Source organism: Brevibacillus sp. LEMMJ03, assembly GCF_007197875.1.
GTDB classification, from domain to species: Bacteria; Bacillota; Bacilli; order Brevibacillales; family Brevibacillaceae; genus Brevibacillus; species Brevibacillus thermoruber.
Window position 1 is genome coordinate 122,879 of sequence record NZ_VKJN01000002.1, and the last position, 26,461, is coordinate 149,339.

General features: G+C 60.8%; 26 protein-coding genes. 9 read left to right on the plus strand and 17 right to left on the minus strand.

Annotated elements, in window-relative coordinates:
• Positions 1-12: 12 nt before the first annotated feature.
• The 9 genes from FOI68_RS03175 to FOI68_RS03215 all read right to left on the minus strand — a co-directional run bounded on the left by FOI68_RS03175 (position 13) and on the right by FOI68_RS03215 (position 9,493).
• Positions 13-438: a MaoC family dehydratase N-terminal domain-containing protein gene (locus tag FOI68_RS03175; RefSeq protein WP_185973857.1), complete on the minus strand. Its 426-nt coding sequence runs from the start codon at positions 436-438 to the stop codon at positions 13-15.
• 36 nt (positions 439-474) lie between these two features.
• The gene (locus tag FOI68_RS03180; protein ID WP_035300524.1) at positions 475-1,644 is read right to left on the minus strand and encodes an acyl-CoA dehydrogenase family protein; all 1,170 of its coding nucleotides are present in this window, start codon (positions 1,642-1,644) and stop codon (positions 475-477) included.
• Positions 1,645-1,691: 47 nt separating this feature from the next.
• Complete coding sequence (locus tag FOI68_RS03185) at positions 1,692-2,450, minus strand: beta-ketoacyl-ACP reductase (protein WP_035300526.1); 759 nt, start codon at positions 2,448-2,450, stop codon at positions 1,692-1,694.
• Between the two features lie 160 nt (positions 2,451-2,610).
• Positions 2,611-3,366 (minus strand): MBL fold metallo-hydrolase, encoded by a 756-nt coding sequence (locus FOI68_RS03190; protein ID WP_143862305.1) that lies wholly within the window; start codon positions 3,364-3,366, stop codon positions 2,611-2,613.
• A complete protein-coding gene (locus tag FOI68_RS03195) occupies positions 3,363-4,424 on the minus strand; it encodes an MBL fold metallo-hydrolase (protein ID WP_143862306.1) in 1,062 nt (353 codons plus the stop codon). The genes FOI68_RS03190 and FOI68_RS03195 overlap by 4 nt, the downstream gene beginning before the upstream one ends.
• A 20-nt stretch (positions 4,425-4,444) precedes the next feature.
• A complete protein-coding gene (locus FOI68_RS03200) occupies positions 4,445-5,416 on the minus strand; it encodes an electron transfer flavoprotein subunit alpha/FixB family protein (RefSeq protein WP_143862307.1) in 972 nt (323 codons plus the stop codon).
• Between the two features lie 19 nt (positions 5,417-5,435).
• The gene (locus FOI68_RS03205) at positions 5,436-6,203 is read right to left on the minus strand and encodes an electron transfer flavoprotein subunit beta/FixA family protein (protein WP_143862308.1); all 768 of its coding nucleotides are present in this window, start codon (positions 6,201-6,203) and stop codon (positions 5,436-5,438) included.
• A gap of 371 nt (positions 6,204-6,574) precedes the next feature.
• Complete coding sequence (locus tag FOI68_RS03210; RefSeq protein WP_255433349.1) at positions 6,575-8,251, minus strand: sigma-54 interaction domain-containing protein; 1,677 nt, start codon at positions 8,249-8,251, stop codon at positions 6,575-6,577.
• A gap of 357 nt (positions 8,252-8,608) precedes the next feature.
• Entirely contained in the window at positions 8,609-9,493 is an 885-nt protein-coding gene (locus FOI68_RS03215; protein ID WP_143862309.1) for a R2-like ligand-binding oxidase, read from the minus strand.
• A gap of 241 nt (positions 9,494-9,734) precedes the next feature.
• Here FOI68_RS03215 and FOI68_RS03220 point away from each other — a divergent pair, with 241 nt between their 5' ends.
• The gene (locus FOI68_RS03220) at positions 9,735-10,421 is read left to right on the plus strand and encodes a helix-turn-helix transcriptional regulator (RefSeq protein ID WP_143862310.1); all 687 of its coding nucleotides are present in this window, start codon (positions 9,735-9,737) and stop codon (positions 10,419-10,421) included.
• A gap of 160 nt (positions 10,422-10,581) precedes the next feature.
• Here FOI68_RS03220 and rplT read toward each other — a convergent pair whose 3' ends face one another.
• The 3 genes from rplT to infC all read right to left on the minus strand — a co-directional run bounded on the left by rplT (position 10,582) and on the right by infC (position 11,793).
• Positions 10,582-10,941 (minus strand): 50S ribosomal protein L20, encoded by a 360-nt coding sequence (rplT, locus tag FOI68_RS03225; RefSeq protein WP_029097656.1) that lies wholly within the window; start codon positions 10,939-10,941, stop codon positions 10,582-10,584.
• A 97-nt stretch (positions 10,942-11,038) separates the two neighbouring features.
• Positions 11,039-11,236, minus strand: a complete 198-nt coding sequence (gene rpmI / locus FOI68_RS03230; protein WP_029097657.1) for a 50S ribosomal protein L35 — start codon at positions 11,234-11,236, stop codon at positions 11,039-11,041.
• Between the two features lie 29 nt (positions 11,237-11,265).
• Positions 11,266-11,793 carry a translation initiation factor IF-3 gene (gene infC, locus FOI68_RS03235; RefSeq protein ID WP_081656421.1) on the minus strand — a complete coding sequence of 176 codons (528 nt, stop codon included), beginning with the start codon at positions 11,791-11,793 and terminating at the stop codon, positions 11,266-11,268.
• Between the two features lie 334 nt (positions 11,794-12,127).
• Here infC and FOI68_RS03240 point away from each other — a divergent pair, with 334 nt between their 5' ends.
• A complete protein-coding gene (locus tag FOI68_RS03240; RefSeq protein ID WP_143862311.1) occupies positions 12,128-12,823 on the plus strand; it encodes a molybdenum cofactor biosynthesis protein in 696 nt (231 codons plus the stop codon).
• 61 nt (positions 12,824-12,884) lie between these two features.
• Here the strand turns inward: FOI68_RS03240 and moaA are convergent, their stop codons facing one another.
• From moaA to FOI68_RS03255, 3 genes are read right to left on the minus strand one after another with little or no spacing between them, the layout of a single operon-like run.
• Complete coding sequence (gene moaA, locus FOI68_RS03245) at positions 12,885-13,904, minus strand: GTP 3',8-cyclase MoaA (RefSeq protein ID WP_143862312.1); 1,020 nt, start codon at positions 13,902-13,904, stop codon at positions 12,885-12,887.
• Between the two features lie 48 nt (positions 13,905-13,952).
• A complete protein-coding gene (locus FOI68_RS03250; RefSeq protein ID WP_143862313.1) occupies positions 13,953-15,875 on the minus strand; it encodes a molybdopterin biosynthesis protein in 1,923 nt (640 codons plus the stop codon).
• A 45-nt stretch (positions 15,876-15,920) separates the two neighbouring features.
• The gene (locus FOI68_RS03255; protein ID WP_143862314.1) at positions 15,921-17,153 is read right to left on the minus strand and encodes a molybdopterin molybdotransferase MoeA; all 1,233 of its coding nucleotides are present in this window, start codon (positions 17,151-17,153) and stop codon (positions 15,921-15,923) included.
• A gap of 83 nt (positions 17,154-17,236) precedes the next feature.
• On the opposite strand from FOI68_RS03255, the gene FOI68_RS03260 reads away from it, so the two are divergent.
• Both FOI68_RS03260 and FOI68_RS03265 read left to right on the plus strand, forming a co-directional pair.
• A complete protein-coding gene (locus FOI68_RS03260) occupies positions 17,237-17,512 on the plus strand; it encodes a ubiquitin-like small modifier protein 1 (RefSeq protein WP_065068034.1) in 276 nt (91 codons plus the stop codon).
• A gap of 1 nt (position 17,513) precedes the next feature.
• The gene (locus tag FOI68_RS03265) at positions 17,514-17,789 is read left to right on the plus strand and encodes a MoaD-like domain-containing protein (protein WP_029097664.1); all 276 of its coding nucleotides are present in this window, start codon (positions 17,514-17,516) and stop codon (positions 17,787-17,789) included.
• Between the two features lie 196 nt (positions 17,790-17,985).
• Here FOI68_RS03265 and FOI68_RS03270 read toward each other — a convergent pair whose 3' ends face one another.
• Positions 17,986-19,794 (minus strand): aldehyde ferredoxin oxidoreductase family protein, encoded by a 1,809-nt coding sequence (locus FOI68_RS03270; RefSeq protein WP_143862315.1) that lies wholly within the window; start codon positions 19,792-19,794, stop codon positions 17,986-17,988.
• A gap of 231 nt (positions 19,795-20,025) precedes the next feature.
• Between FOI68_RS03270 and FOI68_RS03275 the strand changes: the two genes are divergently transcribed.
• Genes FOI68_RS03275 through FOI68_RS03295 form a run of 5 tightly spaced genes read left to right on the plus strand, consistent with a single transcriptional unit; the run spans position 20,026 to position 24,349 of the window.
• A complete protein-coding gene (locus FOI68_RS03275; protein ID WP_143862316.1) occupies positions 20,026-20,958 on the plus strand; it encodes a substrate-binding domain-containing protein in 933 nt (310 codons plus the stop codon).
• Positions 20,959-20,989: 31 nt separating this feature from the next.
• Positions 20,990-21,874, plus strand: coding sequence for an ABC transporter substrate-binding protein (locus FOI68_RS03280; RefSeq protein ID WP_044898369.1), 885 nt, complete (start codon positions 20,990-20,992; stop codon positions 21,872-21,874).
• Between the two features lie 11 nt (positions 21,875-21,885).
• Positions 21,886-22,548: an ABC transporter permease gene (locus FOI68_RS03285; RefSeq protein WP_035300549.1), complete on the plus strand. Its 663-nt coding sequence runs from the start codon at positions 21,886-21,888 to the stop codon at positions 22,546-22,548.
• A 4-nt stretch (positions 22,549-22,552) separates the two neighbouring features.
• Positions 22,553-23,293, plus strand: a complete 741-nt coding sequence (locus FOI68_RS03290; RefSeq protein WP_143862317.1) for an ABC transporter ATP-binding protein — start codon at positions 22,553-22,555, stop codon at positions 23,291-23,293.
• Between the two features lie 21 nt (positions 23,294-23,314).
• On the plus strand, positions 23,315-24,349 hold the full coding sequence (locus FOI68_RS03295; protein WP_143862318.1) for a ThiF family adenylyltransferase: 1,035 nt from the start codon (positions 23,315-23,317) through the stop codon (positions 24,347-24,349).
• Between the two features lie 59 nt (positions 24,350-24,408).
• Here FOI68_RS03295 and thrS read toward each other — a convergent pair whose 3' ends face one another.
• A complete protein-coding gene (gene thrS, locus FOI68_RS03300; protein ID WP_044898410.1) occupies positions 24,409-26,322 on the minus strand; it encodes a threonine--tRNA ligase in 1,914 nt (637 codons plus the stop codon).
• Positions 26,323-26,461: the final 139 nt, after the last annotated feature.

The window sequence follows — 26,461 nt, forward strand, 5'->3', positions numbered from 1 at the left end:
CACGCTACCTCCTCAGCGCAGAATGATCGTGCTCCGTCCGCGAAACACGGGATTGCCCTCCAGGTCTTCCCCCCGCACCTCGGTGACGAGAAACGTCATCTTCCCCAACTTACCTGTCCGTTCGTAGACGTCGACCACCCGGTTTACGCAGCGCAGCACGTCGCCGGCGACGATTGGCCGCTCGTAGGCGTACTCCTGCTCCCCGTGCAGCACCCGGCTCAGCTCCAGCCTGATGTTCGGGTTGGGGATGCGAAACGTGGTCGGAAACGTCGGCGGCGCCACCAGGCTGGCGTAGCCCTGCTCTCTGGCAAAGGCCTCGTCGCTGTACAGCGGGTTGTCGTCGCCAATCGCCCGGGCGAACGCCCGAATCGCCCCTTTTTCCACCTCGACGAGCTGCGGTTCACTGGTGCTGCCGACTACAGATGGATCAATCAGCATCCTGCTTCCTCCTTTCGCCGTTTTGCCTGCGGCGGCTCAGCCCAGCAGCTCGCCCACCTTCACGTATCCTTTCAGCAGGTTGCGGGCGATCGTGCGGCGCTGGATCTCGTCCGTCCCTTCGTAAATGCGCCAGAGTCTCGCTTCGCGGTACCAGCGCTCAATCGGCAGCTCCTTGGTGTAGCCCATGCCGCCGTGAATCTGCAGCACGCGGTCGACGACGCGGTTGCCCATGTTGGCCCCGAACAGCTTTGCCATCGAGGACTGGTGGCGGGCATCCAGGCCTTTTTCCGCCATCCAGGCGGCGCGCAGGACGATCCACTTGGCTGCTTCGATCTCCACGGCGGAGTCGGCGATCATCCACTGGATCGCCTGCCGCTCGGCGATCGGCTCTCCGAACGTGACGCGCGTCTTGGCGTAGTCGATGCCCATCTGCAGCAGCCGCTCCGCCGCGCCGATCGCCCGCGCGGGGATCATCCACCGCCCCTGGCCGATCCACTTCATCCCGAGGGCGAAGCCTTTGCCCGGTTCGCCCAGGATGTTCTCCTCGGGCACCCGGACGTTTTCGAAGATCAGCGAAGCCGGTCCCCACTCGCCCATCGTGTGGATGTACTCCGAGCGCCAGCCCATGTCCCGGTCGACGAGGAAGCAGGTGACCCCGCCGTCCGCCCCTTTTTCCTTGTCCGTCACCGCAAAGACCATGGCGAAGTCGGCTTCGTTGCCGTTGGTGATGAACACCTTTTCGCCGTTGAGCACCCAGTGGTCCCCGTCCTTCACCGCCGACATCTTGATGTTGCGCGCGTCGGAACCGGCCCCCGGCTCCGTCAGGGCAAAGCAGGAGCGGCGTTCGCCGTTGATCACGGGAATCAGGTAGCGCTGCTTCTGCTCTTCGTTGCAGTAGTAGAGGATGTTGTCGGCCGAGCCGCCGAAGGTGAACGGGACGAACGTCCGGCCCAGCTCCATCGTGATCAGGGCGGTCATGATCGGGCCCAGGTTGGCGCCGCCGTACTCTTCCGGCGTGTTGATCCCCCAGAAGCCCAACTCCTTGGCCTTCAACTGCAGGGCGCGAATCTCCTCGCGGGTGATGCCCGGACGCCCTTCCCGCTCGTTGCGCAGCACCTGCTGCTCCAGCGGCATGATCTCCTTCTGGACAAACTCGCGGACCGTCCGCTGCACCATCTTTTGCTCGTCGGTCAAGGTAAAGTCCATCGTAATTCCCCCTCGATTGGTAATCGCCTGGAAAACAGGATGACGCGTTAGCGGCTGCCGCCGTTCACGTAGATGACCTGGCCGGAGACGTAGCTCGCGTCGTCGCTGACCAAAAAGGCCACCACGTTGGCGATGTCCTCCGGCTGTCCCACTCGTCGCAGCGGTATCCGCTCGGCGGCCCGCTGCTGGTTCTCCTCAAAGTCGACGCCGATCCGCTCCGCCGTCTGTTTGGTCATGTCGGTGACGATGAAGCCGGGTGCGACGGCGTTGACGTTGATGTTAAACGGGCCCAGCTCGATCGCCAGCGTCTTGGTGAAGCCCTGCAGTCCCGCCTTCGCCGCCGAGTAGTTGGCCTGGCCGCGGTTGCCCAGCGCGGAGGTGCTGCTGGTATTGACGATTTTGCCGTAGCGCTGCTGCACCATGTACCTCTGGGCGGCCCGGCTGCAGAGGAAGCTGCCCTTGAGGTGGACGTTCATCACCGTGTCCCAGTCGTCCTCGGTCATCTTGAACAGCAGGTTGTCGCGGAGCACCCCGGCGTTGTTGACGAGAATGTCCAGCCGGCCGAACCTGTCGGCCACTTGGGCCACCGCCTGCTCCACCTGTTCGGCGTCCGCCACGTCGCAGCCGATCCCGACGGCCTGCCCGCCGGCTGCTTCAATCGCCTGAACCGTCTCCCGGCACCATTCTTCCTTGAGATCAAACACGCCCACTTTGGCGCCATCCTTTGCCAAACGCAATGCCGTCGCGGCGCCAATGCCCCGGCCGGCGCCGGTGACGATGGCTACCTTGTCTTGCAAACGACTCATACGCACTCCCTCCTGTTTTTTGCAAAGTGTAATGCCTGCGGCTAGACAGCCGAGTACAGCACGACCCCGTCATCCTCGGCGGCCTCTGCCTGCGATCGCTCGAGCAGCAGGTCGAGGTGTCCCTGCACCTCCGACAGGCCGAGAAAGACGGCTCCTCCCTTCAGCCAGGGAAATCCCCGACGAAGGCATCCCCTGTCTCGGGATTCCACAGGCACATATCCGTCTGGCTGTGGCCCGGGACGTACAGCACGTGATACCATTCGCCCCCCGCGAGCAGCGTGTCCCCGTCCGCCAGATAGCGCACGTGCTTCCACGCCGCTTCCCGATACGGCCGGCTGCGGTCCACAACGCCGCCCGCTCCGCACCGCACGATGAATTCCCGCAGGAACGCCTCCGTCCGCTCGTGCTCTTGCCGTCCGCCGTCGAGCAGCACCTGGGCCCGTTTGTGCACGAAGACGGGCACCTCCGCCTCCTCCTGAATCGCCATCACGCCGCCGCAGTGGTCAAGATGCATGTGCGTCACCACAATCTGCTCCACGTCCTGAAACGTCAGGCCGACCGCGGCCAGCCCGCCGCGCAGCTGCTGCACGGACGCCTCCGTATGGATGCCCGTGTCCACCAGCGTCACGGGGCTGCCCAGGAGCAGGTAGGCGTTTACGTCGCCCTCCGCGTAATGGGTCTTCATGTTGATCGGAATGATCTTCGCAATCGCCGGCCCCCTCCTCTCTGTTTCGGTTTCTTCCCCCGTCTGAATGTCGTCGCCGGTGACGTCTCCTTCCTGTAGCAAGTTGCATACCAGGTGCCGGGAGCGCCCTTGCGTCAGGGTCAGCCGGTCTTGTGCAGTGGCGCGGCGATGCGCTCGCGATTTGCCTGACCGGGCATCTGCCGGCGCCGCGTTGAGTTGTTTTTGTATCATTGATTCATTTTTGTATTGCCCTCCGATTCATGCGAGCGAAGCGCGTCCGCACCGATCTGATCCGCCGCCTGCGGAACGCTGAAGACGTCGAGATAGCGCCGGTCGAGTCCGGCCGCCGCGAAAAAGTGTTCCACGTAATCCCCCCAGGGCTCTCCCCGTCTGACCATCCGCGTAAGGTGCTTGGCGATGCCGATCGCCTGGTAGCGCAGCAGGCCGGGATTGGCGGCGAGGTTTTTCGCGTAGTAAAACACCTCCTGCCGGAGCAGCTCCTGCGGAGGACAGCCCCGTTTCACTGCCTGTCTCAGCTTCTCGTCCCGCCGGTCAATTACTTCGAGATAGCGCTCCAGCCGCTCCCGGTACTCGATTCGGGTGACGACGCCCTTTTGATGGGAGGTGACGTAATAATCGGCGTCGACCTCCAGCGTCATCCGGGCCGATTGGATGAAGTGGTCGATGTCGCTGTCGGCGTTGCAGTACCATGGCCCGAACGACGTCAGGTCAAAGTCTCCGACATGCAGCACGCCGTGATCGGGAAAGTAGGGGCAGCAGTACCCTTCGCAGTGGCCGGGGGCGTGCAGCATGACCGCCCTGATGCCGGCCAGCATCAGTTCCTGCTGATAGGGATAGACCCTGTCGACTGCGCCGAATACGCGTCCCCACGCGTGAGCGGTGTCACGCTCCGGCGGCGGCGATTCTGCCGCTTCCTGCTGGGCAGCCACCCAAGCCGCGCCTCCCCTCTCCCCCTCTGCAGCGTAGACGCCGCTCGCTTTGGCCAGCTCGTGCCAACTGGTCAGCTTGCGGTAGTCGTAGGGGTTGATCCACTTGTGCGCCTGCGGAAAGAGGTATACTCCCCAGATGTGGTCCAGGTGGTAATGCGTCAGGAATATCTCCCGGACGCGGTACTCCCGGCTCACGCTGGAAAAGGCCGGATGGCCGGCGCCGCAGTCGATCAGGACCGCGTCTCCGCCGTCGCGCAGCAGCAGCACGGTCGAGAATGGAGCGCGGCTCTCTCTTTCCCCGAAGATGACGTCAATCGGCCCGATCCGTTCGTAGTTCATGGGTTCTCTCCTTTGTCCGCTTACTTCGCGACCAGTACCTTCCTGAACGCTTCCGTCAGAAGCGGCACCACCTCAAACAGGTCACCGACGATGCCGTAGTCCGCCACTTGAAAAATCGGCGCTTCGGGGTCCTTGTTGATGGCGACGATCACTTTCGAGTTGGACATGCCGGCCAGGTGCTGGATCGCTCCGGATATGCCGCAGGCAATGTAGAGATCGGGAGTGACCACCTTGCCCGTCTGTCCGATCTGCAGCGCGTATTCGCAGTAGCCGGCGTCGCATGCGCCGCGCGACGCTCCCACGGCGCCGCCCAATACCTCGGCCAGTTCCTTCAGCGGCTGGAATCCGTCCGCGCTCTTCACTCCCCTTCCCCCGGAGACGATGATTTTCGCCTCGCTTAAATCGACGCCACTCGCCGTCTTGCGCACCACTTCCCGGACGATGGTGCGCACATCCTTGATCTCGGGGCGGAATGGGACCACGTCCAGCACGGTCCGCTGTTCCTCCGGCGCGAAGTTGTTGGGGCGCAGCGTGGCGAAGACAGGCCCTTCGAGAAAGCCTTTCTTTTGGAACGCTTTCCCGGCGTAGATCGGGCGGGTAAACAAAATCGTCTCCCCGCTCGTTTCCACGGCGGTGCAGTCGGTGATCAGCCCGAGCTGCAGCCTAGCCGCCACGCGGGGGGCCAAATCCCTGCCCATCGCGGTGTGCCCGGTTAAGATGACGTCCGGCTGCACTTCCCGGACGAGCTGGGTCAGCGCCTGCGCGTACGCGTCCGGCGTGTAGACCGCGAGCGCTTCCGCCTCCGCCAGGTACAGCTTCTGCGCTCCGTACCCCGCCAGCTCTTCGGCGTGCGCGCCGTTCCCGGGACCGAACAGGGCGGCGGCGACCTCTCCGCCGGCGGCCAACCGCCGGGCGACTGACAGCGCCTCCCGGGATACTTGGCGCAATTTTCCGTCTTTTACTTCCGCCAGAACCAGTACCTTTTTGCTCATGCCTGTTTCCCCCTCCTGATCAAATGACGTTGGCTTCGGTGCGCAGCATGTGGACCAACTGGCTCACCTGTTCGCCAATCTCTCCGGTCAGCACTTTTCCCGCCTGCTTCTTGGCCGGCAGATACTGCTCCAGCACCGTGGTGCGCGGCCGCACATCTTCCGCAGAAAGCCCCAGATCGTCCGGATTGAGCCGCTCCAGCGGTTTCTTTTTCGCCTTCATGATGCCGGGCAGGGAGGGATAGCGCGGCTCGTTCAATCCCTGCTGAGCCGTAACCAGAACCGGCAGCTCCGCCTCGACGACAGCCGCGTCTCCCTCCACGTCCCGCTCTGCGGTCACGCGGCGGCCATCCAGCGTCAGCCTGGTGACCGTGGAGATATGGGGGATGCCCAGCTCCTCCGCCACCCGGATCGCCACTTGTCCGGCTCCCGAGTCCACCGCCATGTTGCCGCCCAGGATCAGGTCGTACGGCCGCTCCTTCACGGCCGCGACCAGCGCCTTGGCTACGCCGGCTTCATCCCAGGCGCTGTCGGTCAGTTCGATCAGCACCGCCTGATCCGCCCCCATCGCCAGGGCGGTTCTGAGCGCGTTTTCCGCCCGCTGCGGCCCCACCGTGATCACCGTCACCTCCGCTCCCAGGGCTTCCTTCAGCCTGACCGCTTCCTCGATGGCGTACTCGTCGTACGGGTTGATGATAAATTCCACCCCGTCCTCGCTGACGGCGCCGTCGCGAATGACGATTCGCTCCTCCGTGTCAAACGTCTGTTTCATCAAAACCAGGATGTTCATTGGCATGTTTCTCTCCTTTCCCTCGCCATGTGATTGGCCGGATGCAGCTTCGCCCCTCTTTCTTGCATGTTTTGTACCAATCAGCGCCACCCGCTTTCGTGGGGAAGCGATCGTCACCGGTCAGGCCTTGTCGGGGAAGCGGTGATGTTTTTTTGCATGAACCGATTCATTCCTGTATCAGCGCCTCTTGAACCGATCCGCTCTCCGGAAAATGGGGCCCGCTCCAAGTGGGGGGAACGCCGCACCGCAGCGATCCCCGTGCAGGGCAAATCGGCCAGAAAAAAAGCCCCGGATACGGGGCTGTTCTTCGCGGCATAGGCGGCGAGCCGTCACTGCGGACGATTCACGAATGAATGACGCCGACGGCTTGCTCACAGGTTGTACTTTTTCAGTTTTCGCACAATCGTGGCCTGGCTGGTGCCCAACTCCTCCGCGATCTTGTAGGTGCTGTGGAACTTTTGCACGGCGATTGCGAGAATTTCCCGCTCGGCGATCTCCGCCGCCTCTTTCAGCGTCATCACCCGGGTGAATGCGGAGGTTGCAGGGCTCTGCCTTTCCTGTTCCCTGTACTCGGGCGGCAGGTCCTCGACGGTGATCACGCTGGACGGAACGGTCAGGATCAACCGTTCGATCAGATTGGTCAGCTCCCGCACGTTACCGGGCCACGGGTATCGGGAAAAGAACCATTCGACGCTGCGGTCAAACGACTTGGCCATCTTGTACTGCTTGTTGAGCTTGCCAAGCACGGAGGCGACCAGCGGCAGGATGTCTTCTTTTCGCTCGCGTAGCGGCGGGATGGAGATCGGGAGTACGTTCAGCCGGTAGTACAGGTCCTCGCGAAACTCCCCTTTCTTCACCATCTGCTTCAAATCCCTATTGGTGGCGGCGATCAGCCGGACGTCCACGTTTTTCGGCCGGGTGGAGCCGATCCGCTGAATCTGCTTTTCCTGCAGCACGCGCAGCAGCTTCACCTGCAGGGACAGCGGCAGTTCCCCCACCTCGTCGAGAAACAGCACGCCTTGATCGGCAAGTTCGAACAAACCCGGCTTGCCCGCCCGGCTGGCTCCGGTAAACGCCCCCGGCTCGTATCCGAACAGCTCGGACTCGAGCAAATCGTGGGGAATGGCGCCGCAGTTGATTTTGATAAACTCTCCCTTTTCGCTGCGGCTGCTGGCGCGGTACAGGTAGCGGGCCAACACGTCCTTGCCCACGCCGGTCTCCCCCAGAATCAGCACGGTGGCGTCCACATCGGCGATTCGCTCCGCCATGTCGTAAATGTCCACCATGCATTTGCTCGCCAACACGATGTCCGGGTCCACCCGCCTGGTCTTCAGTTTCTCCAGTTCTTTCCGGTACTGATCGTTTAACTGCTGCGCCTCCTTCAACTTGTTGTAGAAGTGGTTCAGCTCTGTCAGGTCGCGCACGTTGGTGATCACTTTCTTGATGTCCCCGGCTTCGTCGAAGATCGGCACGCCGATGGCAAAGCGCTTGTGATCGGTAAAGTAGCTGGAGGAATAGATGTAGTTGATCGTCTTTTTCTGTTCGAGCACTTTTAGCGTAATCGACGTTCTGAGCAGCCCGCGCTCCACCAGATCTCTCACGTTATGGCTGATGTAGCACTGCCTGGGGAATCCGGTGAAGTGCTGAATCGCCGAGTTTACCTTCAGCGTCACGCCGTCCCGGTCCGTGATGAAAATCACGTCGTTGGAGATTTCCATCAACGCGTCCAGTTCCTGCTCCAGGTCGCTGACCTTCTCCTGAAGGCGGTGCACGCAGCCGCTTTCCGTGACGATGTACATGCGGTGATCATTCGCCTCCCGCTTCAGGTCGCCACAGAGCAGCAGATAGGTGCGGCCGTCCGCCTTCGCCACGTGAACCCCGCCGTCCTGTTCGTCCCACGACTGAAACAGCGATGGAAGCGGAACTCCCATGGAAGCGCCGCCGAACATCTCGGCAAACAGAAGATTACAGCTCTCGATGATGCCGGCCGCATCCGTGACAACAGCAGGAAACGGCAGGTTATCCATCCACTGGTGGACGTGTTCCACTGCTTACCCCTCCTTTTTTCCTCGACAAGAAGACAGAGACGCTCTGCTGCCGGTCTCTCATGAACCGTTTCGCCGGAACAGATAGAGGAAGACGAGCCGCGGCACGGGGCCGATTCCGCCATCGATGCGGAGCAGAAGCGGCAGGACGACAACATCAAAACTATTCAGAAAATTCTCGGACTACTTTTTACTTTACATGCGCCATGAAAAATCTGTAAAGGGGGCTTGTGAAAACGCCTTCACAAGAGCCCGCTGCTGCCTCTCCCCTCCCGTCTTCCGGGCACCGCCGTCTGATGAAACCGCAAAAAGGAGCCCTGTGCAGGCTCCGCATGTGCAGGGCTTTTTCCCCGCCGGCCGTCAGACGTCAACCGCCGTCTTTGCATTCTTGTACAGTTCGTCCAGGGTCTGCCCTTTTGCCCTGGCCAGGATTTCGATCCGGACGTTGAACTGCTTGTGCGCGAAGTTCATCAGGTCCTCAAGGCGCGCGCCGAGCGGCGACCGCTCCCATTTTTTCTCCCCCTGGAATATCTGCCCCACGAGCGGAGCCAGTTCGTTCATCTTGTTGACGACGACATCAAACAGGCGCGGGTCATCGCAAATCAGCCGCTGCAGCAGGAACGTCCCGTAACTGATATGGCGCGACTCGTCCGTTTTCAGGCAGCCGATCCCCTGCATCAGTCCCGGCATGATGCCTGCCTTGTCCAGTGTCTCGTAGAAGGCGAAGTACCCCGTCTCCGCCAGCACGCCTTCGACGAACATGTTGTAGACGGTTGAGGCTTCCGCGACCGCTTCCGGCGACTGATCGGTCACCAGCCGTTCCATCGCCTCCGGTAGAATCTCGTAAAACACCTTGCGGTAGGCTTCGCCGTGGTACTGCGAGAGATCTCCCGTCACCCCGATCCCATCCAGCACCATGCGGAAAAATTCCGTGTGCTTCGCTTCTTCGAAGAGAAACGTCGTGAGGAACAGCTCCTCTTCGATCCGCCCTTCCCTGGCGATGGCCATGATCAGCGGAAGCAGGTCCAGCGTGACCGCTTCCTCTCCGCCGAGAAACCCGGAAATCCGCCGCAGCACCTCCTCCTGCTGTTCCGCCGTCAGCCTGCTCCAGTCTTCCCGATCCTGGCTCAAGTCGATGTCCTGCGGATTCCAGATGCCGAGCCGTTTGGCCTTTTGATACAGGTGGTACGGCAGCAGTTCCTGGTTGAGCCCCCTGGGGCTGGTGGTAATCATTTCCCGCCTCATGACATTCCCTCCCGACAAAACATCATCAGCATCGGCCGTCTGCTCCTCCCGCGGAAAACGTGTCCGTCTCACGCACTCCCCTCTTTCCGACCTGTCGAATGATCCCAATTTCCAAATCTTTACTCTTCATGGCCGGTTTGCTACAATGAAAACGCTATACCCGCATTATAGGACGCGTCGGCTCACGGATATATCCCCAAAAAACCGGGGAAACCCCGAAAATGGAGGGAGGCATTGCGACATGAACCATCCCGCCATGAGCGTGCATATCCGCCAGATTGAATCGGCGCCGTCCCACGAGGAAAAATTGGTCCTGGCCCTGCGCGGGTTCATCGAGCTGTTTCCGTTCCGGAGAGCCTCCCTGTTCAACTACTCGGCTTTGCGCCGGACCGGAGAAGGGATGTTATCGGCCAGCGAACGCGGGGTCTTTTCCATCAAGGACGTGCGCCAGGATATCCGCAGCATGCCGCCGATCCTATCCGCCATTCGCGAAAAACGAGCCCAGGTCGTCGATGCGGAACAAATCCGCCAGCTCCCCGCCCCGTACGCCCGGAGCGTGACGCACGTTCTCATCGTGCCCATCCTCCACGGTTCCGCCGTTCTGGGCTACGTGTACATCCCCGGGGATACCGGCGGCGCGGCGTCCATCGGAACCCGCCTGCTCGATTCGCTGTCCCTCTACGGCGAGCAGATCGGCAGGGCGCTGGCCGCCGACAGCGGGGAGACAGGCACGCCCCGGCTGTCAAAGCGGGAAGTGGAAGTGCTGCAGCGCATGTCCTGGGGAGAAAGCATCAAGGAGATGGCGGAGCGAATCGGCCTCAGCGAGTTTACCATCCAGGACTACATCAAGTCGGCGCTGCGCAAGCTGGAGGCGCAGAACCGCGCCCAGGGCGTGGCGGAAGCGCTGCGCAGGCGGATCATCACCTGACCATTCCTGACGTCCCCCATCCGGATGGGGACTGCGGGGAACGCGGCATTGGGCCTGGACGGGCAAGCAGGGGGGACAGCCATTTCGCCAGCAGCTCGCGAGCAGGGCATAAAAAAAAGCACCCGAATGCTCGGATGCTTTTTTGTGCGCAGCGGAAAGCTTACGCGTTCAGTTTGCTTTTTGCCAGAGCTGCCAGATCGTTGAACGCAGCCTTGTCGTTTACCGCCAGGTCAGCCAGCATTTTGCGGTTTACTTCCACGCCGGCTACCTTCAGGCCGTGCATGAGACGGCTGTAGGACAGGCCGTTCAGGCGAGCTTGCGCGTTGATACGGGTGATCCACAGTTTGCGGAAGTCGCGCTTTTTCTGACGGCGGTCACGGTATGCGTACAGCAGGGATTTCATTACCTGCGCATTTGCGGATTTAAACAGGCGGTGTTTGGAACCGAAGTATCCTTTCGCCAGTTTCAGGATTTTCTTGTGACGACGGCGTGTAACAATGCCACCTTTTACTCTTGGCATACGTAATTCCTCCTGGTCATTCCAGCATGGCGGCCCCGCTTACGAGGCGCTTAGGGAGCGCATGCTGCGTAATAGTGTGTGGTAGTGCGAAACAATCTTACAGGTACGTAACGAGCTGTTCGATACGTTTTTGGTCGCCTTTGGACACCAGAGCGCCTTTGCGCAGATGGCGTTTCGCCTTGGTGGATTTGTTGGCGAACAAGTGGCTGGTGTAGGCGTGGTCACGCTTCAGCTTTCCGCTACCGGTTTTTTTGAAGCGCTTCGCTGCGCCTTTATGGGTTTTCATTTTCGGCATGGTAGAAATCCTCCTGTCCTAAACGCTGTTTACTTATCCGATTTCGGCGCCAGAATCATGATCATGCTGCGCCCTTCGATCTTCGGCTTACGCTCTGCGACGGCGATGTCCTCGCAAAGGGATGCGACACGCTCCAGGACCTGTTGACCGATTTCGGAGTGGGTGATTTCACGTCCGCGGAAACGGATGGAGCACTTCACCTTGTGATGATCCTCCAAAAACTTGCGGACGTTGCGAAGCTTCGTTTGAAAATCGTGTTCCTCAATGTTGGAAGAAAAGCGCACTTCCTTCAGCTCGATGATCTTCTGGTTGCGGCGCGCTTCCTTTTCCTTTTTCGCCTGCTCATACTTGAACTTGCCGTAGTCCATGATACGGCAAACAGGCGGCTTGGCTGTAGGAGCGACGTTCACCAGATCCAAATCGGCTTCCTGCGCAATGCGCAGCGCTTCCCTGAGGGGCACGACACCCAACTGGTTTCCGTCCGGTCCGATCAAGCGGACTTCACGGGCACGAATCGCTTCGTTGACTAACAGTTGATCCTTGCTAATACTTGCCACCTCCGTCAATTTCGAGAAGGAACAAAAATGTGCGAACGCTGACGCGCCCGCACATATCTCACCTAGCAAATTCAACAGATCCACAGTTTGCTTTTGCGTAAGAGTGACCTGTCAACAGTCGTGAAGACGTCGAACCAGGTGAGAAGCTGGGCGCTTCTGCTTGTTTCTCGAAGAATGAAGTTTTTACACTGGATCAATCATACCGTGCAGATTCGATCTTGTCAAGGATTTCATGACAGTTGGCGCCGCGGTTGACAGAACGCTCCTGCCCCTGTCTCGGAGAGCATTCTTGTGATATTGTCATGGTATACCCCATACGCAAAGGAGAATGCAGATGCATGTAAAGGTTCTCTTGTTCGCCGCGCTCGCGGAACGGGCCAACCGGCACGAAGCGCTCGTCCCTCTCCCGGAACCGGCCACCGTACATACCCTGCTCGCGGAAATCGGCAGGCTGCATCCCGAGTTGGCCGACTTGCTTCCCAGCTGCTTCGTTTCCGTCAACCAGGAGTATGCGAACGCCGAGACGCCGATCGGCCCTGGCGACGAAATCGCGATCCTGCCCCCGGTCAGCGGCGGCGAAGACGGACGGTTTCGCATCACCGATCAGCCCTTGTCAGCAGATGCCGTCATCCGGCTGGTCTCCAACCCCCGGGCAGGCGCCGTGCTCACATTTGTCGGAACAGTGCGAGAATTTACACACGGCCAGCGAACGGTCTCGCTCACCTACGAAGCGTACGTGCCGATGGCGATCCAAAAAATGAAGCAGATCGCCGACGAAATCAAGCAGCGCTGGCCGCAGGCGGACGTGGCCATGCACCACCGCATCGGCGATCTCGCCATTGAGGACATCGCCGTGATCATCGCGGTCGCCACGCCGCACCGCAGCGAATCGTTCGAAGCGGGACGCTATGCGATCGAGAGGCTGAAACAAATCGTGCCGATCTGGAAAAAGGAAATCTGGGAAGACGGCAGCGAGTGGAAAGGCCACCAGCAGGGGCCGTGGAACCCGCTCTCCCGCCCCGAAGACTGACGAATGCAAAAGCGGTCGCCCTCCGCGCATGCGGAAGTGGGGACCGCTCGTTTTGTCATGCTTACCCGCCGATGTGCGACATCTCCACTTTGGGCCGTTTGGGCAGGCCCGGCGTGTGCTTCAACCGCTCCTCCGAGTAGCGGTCGTCGCGGCGGGCCCAGATCGATTGGATGATGTCCCGAATCTCCTCGTCGCTTTTTCCCTCCCGCAGCGGGCCGCGCAAATCTTCCCCGGACGAAGCGAACAGACAGTTGTACAATTTCCCTTCCGCCGACAGCCGGGCGCGCGTACAGGTGGAACAGAAGGCCTGCGTTACGGAGGAGATCAAGCCGATCTCTTGATTCGTACCCGCATACCGGTAGCGCGAAGCCACCTCTCCGAAGTAATTGGGCTCGATCGGCACAAGCGGCATCTCCGCGTGGATCATCCGCACAATCTCGCTGGAGGGTACCACCTGATCCAGTTTCCAGCCGTTGCTGTTGCCCACATCCATGAACTCGATAAAGCGCAGGATGTGCCCTTTTTCGCGGAAATAACGGGCCATCGGAAGGATGTCCTGGTCGTTGACGCCGCGCTGCACCACCATGTTGATTTTGACCAGAAGACCGGCTTCTGCCGCCGCATCGATGCCGCGCAGGATGTCCTGCACCCGATATCCTCTGCCGTTGATCCAGCCGAACCGCTCGTCATCCAGGCTGTCCAGGCTGACGGTCACCCTGTCCAATCCCGCCTCCTTCAGCGCCTTGGCATGTTTGGCCAGGAGCGAACCGTTGGTGGTCATGGCGATGTCGCGCACGCCTTCCACCTGGCGAATCATCCTGATCAGATCGGGCAGGTTGTTTCGCATCAGCGGCTCACCGCCGGTGATGCGGATTTTTTCCACCCCGAGCGACGTGAAGATGCCGATCAGACGCGTGATCTCTTCGAACGTCAGCAGCTTGTGCTGCGGCAAAAACGGGTAATCCGGGCCGAAAATTTCGGCAGGCATGCAGTATCGACAGCGAAAATTGCACTTGTCCGTCACGGAAATACGCAAATCTCGGAGAGGACGTTTTCGTGAATCCAACACTTGTTCTGGCATTTCTGATCACTCTCCTGCTTCCATACTAGACCTGCGGCCTGCCAAAGATCAAGCGCGGGACGATGAACGGGGTGCATACACGATCCTTCCCGCATCGCGGCAGCTGTACCCGCCCAGCGCTTCCACCTGGCGGGCAAACTCCGGGGACCGGATGCATTCCAGCAGTTCCTGCCCTTCGCTGCTCCGGTAAAACGCCCCGCTCATCAACAGGTCGTAGCGCTCCTCCGCCACCGGAATAAAATCAAGGCCCATCGCCGTCGCCGCCGAATAGATGCCGAGGCCGACATCGGCCGTCCCTCCGGCAACGGCAGCGGCCACGCTCAAATGGGAGACCGCTTCCCGCGAGTAGCCGTAGATCTGCTCCCGGTCGATCCCTTCCTGTTTCAGCAGGTAATCGAACAAAAGCCGCGTTCCGGCGCCCCGCTGGCGGTTGATATAGGTTATGCCAGGACGGGCCAGATCGCGTACGGTCCCGATCCGGAGCGGATTGCCCTGTCGTACGATCCATCCTTGCTGGCGATACACCAATTGTACCAGGACAATGTCGCGGCCGCGCAAAAATTTTTCTACAAAGGGCAGATTGTAGCTGCCGGTCGCTTCGTCAAACAGGTGAACGCCCGCGATGTGCGCCTCCCCTTTCTGGATGGCGAGAATGCCGCCCATGCTGCCCACATGGGACGAGACGAGGAAGCGGCGGGGATTGGCTTTGCGCACGAGAGAATGGAGTACGTCCATCGACAGGTCGTGACTGCCGGTCGCCACGATCGTGTTGTGAATCTGCTCCAGCGGGCGGTACAGCTCCACTTCCGCGATCTCGCCCTGCTCGTACCCGAGGTGACCGGGCGGGATGCGCAAAAGACCGTCGGCGCGCACCATCGACATGGTGACGCCTGCGGAGCGGGTCAGCGGATTGGCGATATACTGCCCGTCGATGCAGCCGATCGTCACGCGAATGAAATCCTCCGCCCCCATGACGGAGACGATCCGCCGCCCAACCGTCGCCTTGATCCGCTGACGCTGCGGTTCGGTCAGGCCATAGTAATGATGGACCAGCAGCCGGGCAAACCATTCCAGATTCAAGTAGGCGGACACCGGGTAGCCGGGCAGCCCGATGACCGGTTTTCCCTCGACGATGCCGACCACCACCGGCTTTCCGGGGCGGGTCGCCACGCCATGCGTCAGCACTTCGCCCAGTTCTTCCAGCACATGGACGGTGAAGTCCTCCCGTCCGGCCGAGGAGCCGGCGTTCACCAGCACGATGTCTGCATCCCGCACGGCCGCCTGCACGGCTTCCTTGATCAAGCCGTAGTCGTCCGGAACAATGCCGCAATACACCGGTTCCGCCCCCCATTCCTGCAGATACGCGGCAAAAACCGTTCCGTTGAACTCGATGATTTCCCCTTCGGTCACATGCTCGGCGGGCGGTATCAGCTCGGTTCCGGTCGGGATGATCGCCACCCGCGGTTTGCGCAGCACGGGTACGGTCACGTTGCCGCCGGCCAGGAGCGCTCCCAGGTCAACCGGGCGCAGCTTGTACCGGTCGGGAACAATCACCTCACCGACGACGACATCTTCGCCGATCGGCCGAATGTGCTGCCAGGGAGCGGCCGGTTCCAGAATCTCGACGGTCTCTTCGTCGATCTGGTGGATATTCTCAATCATGATGACGGCGTCATACCCGTCCGGGATGGGATCGCCGGTGTCCACCACGACATAATCCTCTCCCCGCTTCAATCTGACGGGATGCTGCTCGTCGGCGCCATACGTTTTTTCCGCCTTCACCGCGATGCCGTCCATGGCCGAGGCATGGTAGTTCGGCATCGACACGTTCGCGTAGATCGGCTGCGCGGTGACACGGCCCAGCGCCTGCGGCGTCGGGATGACCTCCACTTCCGGCGAAAAGCGGACTCGTTTCACTAGCTGCTCTTGCGCTTCCTGGAGCGGCGTATCTTCCAAGTAGATCTTGCGCATGGTACTCCTCCTGTCATCACTCGTGGGTTTTCCATCGACCCGCGGTTAGGGAAACACGTAAACGCTGACGACTTCGCCTTCCAGGATCCCTTCTTTGTTCGCCGCGATCTCCACCATGCCGTCGCTCTTTGCCAGCGTGGAAATCAAGCCCGATTTGCCAAACACCGGCACGGCCCACAACCCGTCGCTGCGCTCTTCCAGTTTGACCCGGACGTAATCGGAACGCCCCACCGCAGAGGGGATGTTGCGGGAGATGCGGGCGGGCAGCCGCTTGTCAAACGCTGACGGGCGCATCCCCTGCAGACGGTGAAGGATCGGCACCGCGAACAGATGGAAAATGATCAGCGCGGACACCGGGTGGCCGGGCAGCCCGAGCAGCGGCTTCTCCCCGGCCCTGGCCAGAATCGTCGGCTTCCCCGGCTTGATGGAGACCCCGTGCACCAACACCCCCGGCTCTCCCAGCGACTGCATCACCTGCACGGTAAAGTCGCGCGTCCCGACGGAACTGCCGCCGGACAGGATAAGGAAATCCACCTGCCGGTACAATTCCTCGGCTTTTGCCAGGAACGCGTCGCAGTCGTCCTTGACAATGCCTCCGAAGATCACGTCCGCTCCGTGCTGTCTGGCTGCCGCTCCGACGGTGACGCTGTTGATGTCGCGTACCTCGCCGGGAGCGAGTTCCCGTTTGTCGGCGGGAACCACCTCGTCACCGGTGGACAGGATGCCGACGATCGGACGCGGGTACACCCTGACGCTGGTTCTGCCGATGGCGGCTAGCACGCCCAGATCCTGCGGGCGCAAGCGGTGCCCCGCCGCCATGACCGTCTCTCCGATCTCCACGTCGTCGCCGGCGCGAACGACATTTTCACCCGGAGCCACCTGCCGGTACACGTTGAGCAAATCCCCCACTTCCTCCACGTGCTCCATCATGACCACGCTGTCCGCCCCATCGGGAAGCATCCCGCCGGTCGGAATGGCCTGGGCCTGTCCTTCGTGCAGGTACAGGTCTGCGGCCCGGCCCATGTCAATCTGTCCGGTAATCGTGAGAAACGCGGGAAGCGAATCGGAAGCGCCAAACGTATCCTTGGCCCTGACGGCGTATCCGTCCACCGTCGAACGGGCAAAGTGGGGAACCTGTTCGCCGGATATCACGTCTTCCGCCAGCACCATCCCCAGCGCCTCAGCCAGCGGCACCTCCACCGGAAGCCGGACAGGGCGGAACTCTTCTGCAATCACGGCCAACGTCTCGGTCACGGTTTTCACATTGAAGAACTTCATCAGCGCCTCCATGGATGGTTGTTTGGATTCGTCGAAAAATTCATTATAATAAAGGGTAAAACGAAAAGGGAGAAATGTCCTGGATGAAAGTAAAGGTATTCGCCAATTTCCGCGAGATCTGCCAGGCCAAAACGGTGGAAGTGCCTGCGGACAACGGCAGCCGGGTGATCGATATTCTGGAAAGCCTGATTCGGATGTATCCTGCGCTGGAAGAGGAAGTGTTCACACCGGAGCGAACACTCAAACCGTTTGTCCACGTCTTCATTAACGGGTGCAACATCATCCATGCGGACGGACTGGAGACCCGCGTGCGGGAAGAAGACCAGTTTGCGCTGTTCCCGCCGGTGGCAGGAGGCTGAGATGGCCGAACACGTTCTCGAGCTGCGCGGCATCCCTCTGTCCCATCTGGTTGCCTATCTGGTCGAATGCGGAGGCGACCCGCCGCCGGATGAAACGCTGCCGATCACCGTTCGGGGGCAAGGCTGGCAGGCGGAGGTGCTGCGGGAGGAATCCGTTCGGATCACCTCCCGCTTTCACGTCAACGCCGTGTTCATCCGCTTCCATGCCGACGACGATCACACGCTGAAACGCCTGATGGACCGCTTCCGCATCAAGGTCATGCGGGTAGGCGGGTAGGCCGGAAAACGGTCCCCCGCGCGGTGGGTAACACAACCCAGCCGACGGGCGAAAGCCTCACCTGATCGGCGATAGCGAACGCAGTGCCAAGCGGGGCCCTAACCGGAATCGGCTGGGCCCCTAGCCTTGAAGGTGGAAGACACGTTCCACCTTTTTTTGGGGGATCGGCATGGATCATGTTGTCCTGCGCATGGATTCACACAATCTCCAGTTCCTTCAGCTTGCTTTCCGGCACAACGCCGTCCACCCAGCCGCGCACCCGGTAATATTCATCCAGCATCACGTCCATGCGGCTGACATGGCCTGCGCTGTTGCCAGTGGCGGGCTCTTCGGTGAAGCGCTTCGGCAGGTAGTCGTCCTCGCGCTTGTTGAAGCCGGCCAGGTTGTTGTAATAGCGCTCCAGGTTGTAAATACGCTCCCCGATCTTCATGACGTCGTCCGCCGTCACCGGAATGCCGGTCATCGCGGAATACTGCTCCGCATAGTGCTCGGCGTTTTCCGAGAAGGAGGAGAATTTGCAGATGTTCATCGAGTCGGAGAAGGCGAGCAGGTCCTGGAACACTTTCAGCAGTTCCCCTTTTCCTTCCGGTTTCAGACGGTCGGTCGGCATCGGGATGCCGGCGATTTCACTCGCCACCGTGTAGCCGCGCAGGTGGCAGGCGCCGCGGTTGCTGGTTGCGTAGCCGAGGCCAATCCCCTGGATGCCGCGCGGGTCGTACGCGGGAATCGCCTGGCCTTTGACGCACATCGCCAGATTTTCGTCGCCGAATTGTTTCGCGGCCCGGGCCGTCCCCTCGGCCAGCACATCGCCGATTCCTCTGCGGAAAACGAGCATCTCTGTCAGTTCAATCATGCGGTCGGCGTCGCCCCAGTCCGCCTTTTCTTCGATCAAGCCGCGCTCCGCCGCTTCCATCATGCAGGAAAGCGTGTTGCCCAGCTCGATGGTGTCCATGCCGTATTCGTTGCAGAGGTTGATCAGATAGGAGATCGGAGCGGCGTCGCTCAGCCCGCAGTTCGCGCCAAGCGCCCAGCCCGACTCATACTCGAAGCTTTCCACGCGGGTCTTGTACTTTCCGTCCTTTACTTCCACTTCCTTTTTGCAGGCGACCGGACAGGCGTGACAGGTGTTGTCCGCGACCAGCAGCGTGGCGTTGACCGTTTCGCCGCTGTGCCCTTCCGCCCCGTCCCAATGCGTGTACTTGGAGTTCATCGTCGGCAGCGCGCCCACCTCGTTGATGATGCTCGTCAGCACGTTGGTTCCGTAGACGGAGAGGCCGCCTTTTTTCGGCGCCGTCAAGCCGCCTTCCATGATCGCCTTCAGCGCCTTCTGGTTGGCCTGCTTGTACTCCTCATCCCGTGCCGGTTGCGGCATGTTCCCTTTTTGCGCAGCCTTGATGACGATCGCCTTCAATTTTTTGTAACCGGCGACCGCCCCCGTGCCTCCACGTCCGGCCGCGCGGTCGTTCTCATTGATGAACCCGGCGAAACGCACCAGATTTTCGCCCGCCTGCCCGATGCAGATGACGCTCAGGTTCTCCTTGCCGTAGCGATCCTGCATCGCTTTTACCGTCGCGCGGGTGCCCTTGCCCCACAGATCGCTGGCGTCGCGCAGTTCTCCCTGGCCGTTTTCCACGTACAGATAGACCGGTTTGTCGCTTTTGCCCCTGAAGATCACGTTGTCGATGCCGGCCCATTTCAGCCGCGCAGCCGACCAGCCGCCCATGTGCGAATCCGTGACGGTCCCGGTCAGCGGAGACTTGGTCACCATGCACAAGCGGCCGCTCATCGCCGAACGGGAACCGGTGACCGGGCCCGTCATCAGGCAAAGGATGTTCTCTTCCGAAAACGGTTCTACGTCCGGACCGTTGTCGAACACGTACTTGACCCCCAGCCCGCGTCCGCCGACGTACTTCTTCGCCAGCTCTTCATTGATTTCCCGATAATCGACAGTGCCCGAAGAAAGGTCGACCAGCATTTCCCGATTTTTGAACCCACCCAAGGCCATTGGTTGCTTCCCCCTTTTCTTCCACAAGGATCTCATACAATATGCTCCTAGTTCGACCTGTATGCCGATTTTCCCTCCCGCATTCCTCTGAAAAACTGCAAGATTGATAATTTTTCGACACTTCCTGTTGCCAAGCACCGATCCGTGCAGTATGGTAATTTTATACCAATCCAAACCAACCAAACGAAAACAAACGGGAACCAACCAAACCAAAACGCAAGAGGGGATGGTATGAGACACGCGTATCTGACACCGGAAGAGGTGGCAGAAGAACTGAAGCTCTCCAGGTATACGGTCTATGAAATGATCAAACGCGGCGATTTGCCCGCCTGCAAAATCGGACGGGCACTGAGAATCTCGCGCCCCGACCTGGACGCTTTCCTGCACGGGCACAGCCCGCGGGATGCGCAGGCGGCGCCGCCGTTCGCTCCCGCCGCCGATCGCCGGAACAGTCCGCGGACGAATGACATTTACTTCGCCGGCAGCCACGATCCCGCCATCGATCTTTTGACCCGGATGCTGGCCAATCGGGGGATTACCCTCCTGCCGGCGTTTTCCGGGAGTTTGGACGGATTGATCGAACTGTACAAAGGACGCGTCGACATGGCCGGATGCCACCTCTTGGACAGGTCGACGGGAGCGTACAATCTGTCGTACATCCGCTGTCTCATGCCCCATGAAGGGGTGGCGGTGATCAACCTGGCCGGACGCTGGCAGGGATTCATCGTGCCCAAACACAACCCGCGGATGATCACCTGCTGGGAGGAATTCTTCTCCGGCCGGCATCGGATCGTCAACCGGCAGCGCGGGTCCGGAACGCGTGTACTGCTCGACTTCCACCTGCAGCAGTTGGGCGTCTCTCCCGCCAGCGTTCCCGGATACGATCATGAAGTGACGACCCACTGTGCGGCCGCATCCGCCGTTTTGCGCGGAGAGGCGGACGTCGCCTTGGGGATCGAGAGCGTTGTCCGGGGCCTTCCGCTTGATTTCTTCCCCGTGCAGGAGGAACGGTACGATCTGGTGATTCCCGCTCCGCTCCTCCGACAGGAACGCTTTCAAATCCTGTTGGAGGTTCTGCGGGACCCCCCGTTCAAACAAGCGGTGGCGGCCCAGGGCGGCTGCGATGTTTCCCGGACCGGCCAAACCATTGACCGATTGTTCTGACGATTCCCTGATCGCAAAGGAGTTGGAAATCATGAAGCCCATTCGCATCATTACCCCCCTGCTCATGTCCATGCTCATCCTTTTCCTCGCCGCCTGTTCTGCCGCTCCCGCCCAGCCGGCCGCAGCGCCGCAGCAAACGTCTTCGACAGAGACGGCGGCGAAACAGCCGCAGTCCGCTCCGGCGGACAACGAGATCGTCCTGGCGACCACGACCAGCACCCAGGATTCCGGCCTGCTTGACGTGCTCATCCCCGCTTTCGAGGCCAAATCGGGCATCAAGGTAAAAGTGGTCGCGGTGGGAACCGGCCAGGCGATCAAACTGGGGGAAGACGGCAACGCCGACGTGCTCCTGGTCCACTCGCGGAGTGCGGAAGACGAATTCGTCTCCAAAGGATTCGGCGTCAACGCCTACGACGTAATGTACAACCAGTTCCTCATCGTCGGGCCGGCTGGCGATCCCGCCGGCGTCACGTCAGCGAAAACGGCAGCGGACGCGTTCGCCCGCATCGCCGAAAAACAGGCGCTGTTCATCTCGCGCGGCGACGATTCCGGCACCGACAAGAAGGAGAAAAGCATCTGGAAGGAAGCCGGGATCAACCCCGACGGCACCTGGTACCTCTCGTCCGGACAGGGGATGGGCGCCACCCTGCAGATGGCCGACGAAAAACAGGCGTACACCCTGACGGACGAGGCGACGTTTCTGTCCCGCAAGCTGAACCTGCAGGTCTTGATGCAGGGGGACAAATCCCTGCTGAACCCGTACGGCATCATCCAGGTAAAAGCGACGGCCAAACCGGATGCAGCCATGCAGCTCATCCAATTTTTCGTCGGCGATGACGGGCAGAAACTGATCGGCCAGTTCGGCAAGGACACGTACGGCAAGAGTCTGTTCGTTCCGGCCGCGAAAAAGCGATAGGAGCACATGCCATGCTGTTCCCGCCGGACGTATGGGAGATCATCTGGCTCTCCCTGAAAGTGACGACGACGGCAATCGCCATCGGGATGCTGATCGGCATCCCCTTCGGCGCCTTCCTGGGGCTCTATTCCTTTCCGGGGAAACGGCTGATCGTCGTGCTCGTCTACACCTGCATGGGACTTCCCCCGGTGCTGGTCGGCGTGATCGTCTACCTGCTGCTCTCCCGGTACGGCCCTCTCGGATCGCTCAGCCTGCTGTTCACGCCGCAGGCGATGGTTATCGCGCAGGTGGCCCTGGTAACGCCGATTCTGGCCGGACTGACCATGTCGGCCGTACAGGAAAAGGAGCGTGCCTACCGAGAAACCGCCAAAAGTCTGGGCGCCAGTCCCATCCAGTTGATCGCGACGATCGTCAGGGAAGCGCGCACAGGCATCTGGTCGGGCGCAGCGGCGGCCTACGGCAGGGCGATTTCCGAAGTGGGCGCGGTGATGCTGGTCGGCGGCAACATTGAACACCACACCCGCGTGATGACCACGGCGATCATACTGGAGACGCGGATGGGCAACTTCCCGGCCGCGCTGCAGTTGGGGCTGGTCCTGTTGGCGGTCAGCTTCCTGTTTAACAGCTTCCTGATGGCGGGAGCGCTGAACCAATGGAAAGCCAAGCGGAGATGAGAGCATGAACATACTGGAACTGCGGGATCTGGTGGTCCGCCATGAGGGAAAAACGATTCTGCGCGTGGACAGCGTCCGGTTCGAGCAGGGGAAGATCTACGGCATTATCGGGCCGAGCGGGGCCGGGAAAAGCACCCTGCTCAGGGTGATCAACCTGCTGGAGCGGCCGGCCCAGGGCAGCATGCACGTGTTCGGCACGGATGTCGACCTGGCCGCCCTCACCCATGCCAAAGGGCTGCCGATTCAGCGGCAAATGGGCTTCGTGGCGCAGAAACCGGCCATGTTCCACGCATCCGTGTTCGACAACGTGGCGATGGGGCTGCGCTACCGCGGCGTGGATCGGGCGGCGATCCGCCCGCGTGTCCTCGCAGCGCTGAAGCTGGTAGACCTGGAGCACGCGGCCGGCCAGCGGGCTGACACGCTCTCCGGCGGGGAAGCGCAGCGGATTGCCCTCGCCCGAGCGCTGGTGTACGAACCGCCGCTGCTGCTTTTGGACGAGCCGACGGCCAGCCTCGATCCGCACAACATTGCCATTTTTGAACGCGTCATTCAAACGATTCACCAGACCAGGCGAACGACGATCCTGATCGTCACCCACAATCTGGCGCAGGCCAGGCGCCTGACGCACGCGTGCCTGTTCATCCAACAGGGGCGGATCGTCGAGTGCGGCGAAACGGCGGCCGTATTTTCCGGAGCGGCGTGTCGGGAACTGCAGGACTTCATTTCCGGGCGGATGATCTGCTGATTGATGAGAAAGGAGCTTCCCATGAAATACGAGCACCGACAGCGTTATTCCAGACAAGTGCTGTTCGCGCCGATCGGCGAAACGGGACAGGAGCGGCTGCTGCAGAAAAAGGCGGCGATCGTCGGGATGGGCGCGCTGGGGACGGTTCTGGCCAACCACCTGGTGCGGGCAGGCGTCGGTCACGTGCGGCTGATTGACCGGGATTTCGTCGAGGAAAGCAATCTGCAGCGGCAGATGCTGTACGACGAGGAGGATGCGCGGCAGCATCTGCCGAAAGCGGTGGCGGCGGAACACAAGCTGCGGCGGATCAACTCCGGTGTTGCGATCGAGGGAATCGTGGCCGACCTGCACGCCGGTAATGCGGAAACCTACCTCGCGGACGCCGACGTGATTCTGGACGGGTCGGACAACTTTCACGTCCGCTATCTGATCAACGACGTGGCGGTGAAGCACCGCATCCCCTGGGTGTACGGCGGAGCGGTCAGTGCGCGCGGGATGTTCGCGGTCGTTCGTCCCGGGATCACGCCCTGTTTTCGCTGTCTCTTTCCCCACGCTCCGGAAGGCCGGGGCGAAACCTGCGACACGGTCGGCGTGATCGGCCCGATCGTGCACATCGTCGCCTCGTACCAGGCCGCGGAAGCGCTGAAACTGCTGCTCGGCGCCACGGACGACTTGAACCCGCATCTGGAGCAGTGGGATATCTGGCAGAACGAACACCTGCAGATGAACGTGGCGGGCGGCAGGAATCCCGCCTGCCCCGCCTGCGTCATGAACCGTTTCGACTATCTGCAGATCGGCGGAGAAACGGAAGCGTTTACCACCATCTGCGGCAGGGATGCGGTACAGATCAGCCCCCTGCACCCCCGCCCCGTTGATTTTGCGCTGCTCGCGAAGCGGTTCCAGCCATTGGGCCGGGTGGAACAAAATCCGTTTCTCCTGCGCTTCCACGTCGACGGCTGCACACTCGTCTTCTTCCGCGACGGCCGTGTGCTCGTACAGGGGACCTCGGAGATCACGACCGCCCGCACGTTGTATGCCAAATATGTGGGACATTAGAGTCCCCACTATGCGAGAAAAGGGCCGCCCCCAACCGGGAGCGGCCCTTTTGATTCAGCTTATTTCATGTCGCTGATTTCCTGTTTGATTTTGGCGATGAACTCATCCACCGGAAGCGCCCCTTCGTCGCCTACGCCGCGTTTGCGGACGGACAGGGTGCCCTCCGCCACTTCTTTTTCCCCGATGACCAGCATGTACGGGATCTTTTGCACCTGAGCCTCGCGGATTTTGTAGCCGATTTTTTCGTTGCGGGCGTCCAGTTCCACGCGGATGCCGGCCTGTTCCATTTTCGCTTTTACCTCTTCGGCGTACGGCACGTGCGCATCGCTGATCGTCATCAGACGCACCTGAACCGGCGACAGCCAGGTCGGGAACGCGCCCGCGTAGTGCTCGATCAGGATGCCGATGAAGCGCTCCATGGAACCGTACATGGCGCGGTGCAGCACGACCGGACGGTGCTTCTCGTTGTCCTGGCCGATGTAGGACAGGTCAAACTTCTCCGGCATCTGGAAGTCAAGCTGGATGGTGCCGCACTGATGGCGCCGTTTCAGCGCGTCCGTGATCTGGAAGTCGATCTTCGGTCCGTAGAACGCGCCGTCCCCTTCCTTGATCTCGTACGGCATGCCGGATTCCTCCAGCACTTTTTTCAGCGAGCTTTCCGCGATCTCCCACAGTTCGTCGGAGCCCATCGAATCCTCCGGACGGGTGGAGAGCGCCACGCTGTACTCGAAGCCGAACACCTTGTAGATGCGGTCGATCAACTGAATCATGCTTTTGATCTCACTCTCGATCTGATCCGGACGAACGAAGACGTGCGCGTCGTCCTGGCAGAACGTCCGCACCCGCAGCATCCCGTTCAGCGCACCGGAAAACTCGTGGCGGTGCACCTGGCCGAACTCGGAGTAGCGGATCGGCAGGTCGCGGTAGGAGTGGATCTTGTTTTTGTAAATCAGCATGTGGCCCGGACAGTTCATCGGCTTCAGCGCGTAGGTGGTGTTGTCCACCTCGGAGAAGTACATGTTCTCGTGGTAGTGGTCCCAGTGGCCGGATTGCAGCCAGAGGCGCTGGTTCATGATGAACGGCGTGCGCACCTCGGTGTAGTGGGCCAACTGCTGCAGGCGGCGGGAGAACTGCTCCAGCTCGTTGCGGACGGTAAAGCCCTTCGGCAGGTAGAACGGCATGCCCGGCGCCTCTTCGGAGAACATGAACAGCTCCAGCTCTTTGCCCAGCTTGCGGTGGTCGCGCTTTTTCGCCTCTTCGATGAAGTGCAGGTATTCGTCCAGCTCCGCCTTTTTCGGCCACGCGGTGCCGTAGACGCGCTGCAGCACCTGGTTTTCCGCTTTGCCGCGCCAGTACGCGCCGGCCACGCTCATCAGCTTGAACGCCTTGATGTAGCCGGTGGACGGCAGGTGCGGCCCGCGGCACAGGTCAAAGAACTCGCCCTGCTCGTAGATGGTGATCACGGCGTCTTCCGGCAGGTCGCGGATCAGCTCCAGTTTCAGATGGTCGTTGATTCCCTGAAAGATGTGAATCGCTTCTTCGCGGCTGACCACCTTGCGGCGAATCGGCAGGTCTTCCTTGATGATCTTTTCCATCTCGGCTTCAATTTTGCCCAGATCGTCGGGGGTGAGCGTTACCGGGATGTCCATGTCGTAATAGAAGCCGTCTTCAATGACGGGACCGATCCCCAGCTTCACCTCTTTCCCGTAGAGGCGCTTGACGGCCTGCGCCAGCAGGTGGGCGGTGCTGTGGCGGTACACTTCCAAGCCTTCCGGGCTGTCCAGCGTCACGATCTCGATCGCCGCGTCTTCCTGCACCGGCGTGTACAAATCCACCACCTTGCCGTTCAGCTTGCCGGCGACGGCCTTTTTCTTCAGGCTCGCGCTGATGGAGCCCGCGATGTCCTCGATGGTGATGCCGGATTCGTATTGGCGTACGGCCCCATCCGGGAACGTAATGTTGACTTGTGCCACGATCCATACGTCCTTTCTGCATAAAATAATGGGATTGGAAAAAATAAAAACACCCATCCCCAAAGGGACGAGTGTTTCTTACCCGTGGTACCACCCTCATTTGATTCGGCCGGAGCAATTGCCGTCGGGACGTCCTCCC

Coding starts and splice junctions, on each gene's coding strand:
- FOI68_RS03175 (WP_185973857.1), bottom strand. CDS start 438: ATGCTGATTGATCCATCTGTAGTCGGCAGCACCAGTGAACCGCAGCTC.
- FOI68_RS03180 (WP_035300524.1), bottom strand. CDS start 1,644: ATGGACTTTACCTTGACCGACGAGCAAAAGATGGTGCAGCGGACGGTC.
- FOI68_RS03185 (WP_035300526.1), bottom strand. CDS start 2,450: ATGAGTCGTTTGCAAGACAAGGTAGCCATCGTCACCGGCGCCGGCCGG.
- FOI68_RS03190 (WP_143862305.1), bottom strand. CDS start 3,366: ATGATACAAAAACAACTCAACGCGGCGCCGGCAGATGCCCGGTCAGGC.
- FOI68_RS03195 (WP_143862306.1), bottom strand. CDS start 4,424: ATGAACTACGAACGGATCGGGCCGATTGACGTCATCTTCGGGGAAAGA.
- FOI68_RS03200 (WP_143862307.1), bottom strand. CDS start 5,416: ATGAGCAAAAAGGTACTGGTTCTGGCGGAAGTAAAAGACGGAAAATTG.
- FOI68_RS03205 (WP_143862308.1), bottom strand. CDS start 6,203: ATGAACATCCTGGTTTTGATGAAACAGACGTTTGACACGGAGGAGCGA.
- FOI68_RS03215 (WP_143862309.1), bottom strand. CDS start 9,493: ATGAGGCGGGAAATGATTACCACCAGCCCCAGGGGGCTCAACCAGGAA.
- FOI68_RS03220 (WP_143862310.1), top strand. CDS start 9,735: ATGAACCATCCCGCCATGAGCGTGCATATCCGCCAGATTGAATCGGCG.
- rplT (WP_029097656.1), bottom strand. CDS start 10,941: ATGCCAAGAGTAAAAGGTGGCATTGTTACACGCCGTCGTCACAAGAAA.
- rpmI (WP_029097657.1), bottom strand. CDS start 11,236: ATGCCGAAAATGAAAACCCATAAAGGCGCAGCGAAGCGCTTCAAAAAA.
- FOI68_RS03240 (WP_143862311.1), top strand. CDS start 12,128: ATGCATGTAAAGGTTCTCTTGTTCGCCGCGCTCGCGGAACGGGCCAAC.
- moaA (WP_143862312.1), bottom strand. CDS start 13,904: ATGCCAGAACAAGTGTTGGATTCACGAAAACGTCCTCTCCGAGATTTG.
- FOI68_RS03250 (WP_143862313.1), bottom strand. CDS start 15,875: ATGCGCAAGATCTACTTGGAAGATACGCCGCTCCAGGAAGCGCAAGAG.
- FOI68_RS03255 (WP_143862314.1), bottom strand. CDS start 17,153: ATGAAGTTCTTCAATGTGAAAACCGTGACCGAGACGTTGGCCGTGATT.
- FOI68_RS03260 (WP_065068034.1), top strand. CDS start 17,237: ATGAAAGTAAAGGTATTCGCCAATTTCCGCGAGATCTGCCAGGCCAAA.
- FOI68_RS03265 (WP_029097664.1), top strand. CDS start 17,514: ATGGCCGAACACGTTCTCGAGCTGCGCGGCATCCCTCTGTCCCATCTG.
- FOI68_RS03270 (WP_143862315.1), bottom strand. CDS start 19,794: ATGGCCTTGGGTGGGTTCAAAAATCGGGAAATGCTGGTCGACCTTTCT.
- FOI68_RS03275 (WP_143862316.1), top strand. CDS start 20,026: ATGAGACACGCGTATCTGACACCGGAAGAGGTGGCAGAAGAACTGAAG.
- FOI68_RS03280 (WP_044898369.1), top strand. CDS start 20,990: ATGAAGCCCATTCGCATCATTACCCCCCTGCTCATGTCCATGCTCATC.
- FOI68_RS03285 (WP_035300549.1), top strand. CDS start 21,886: ATGCTGTTCCCGCCGGACGTATGGGAGATCATCTGGCTCTCCCTGAAA.
- FOI68_RS03290 (WP_143862317.1), top strand. CDS start 22,553: ATGAACATACTGGAACTGCGGGATCTGGTGGTCCGCCATGAGGGAAAA.
- FOI68_RS03295 (WP_143862318.1), top strand. CDS start 23,315: ATGAAATACGAGCACCGACAGCGTTATTCCAGACAAGTGCTGTTCGCG.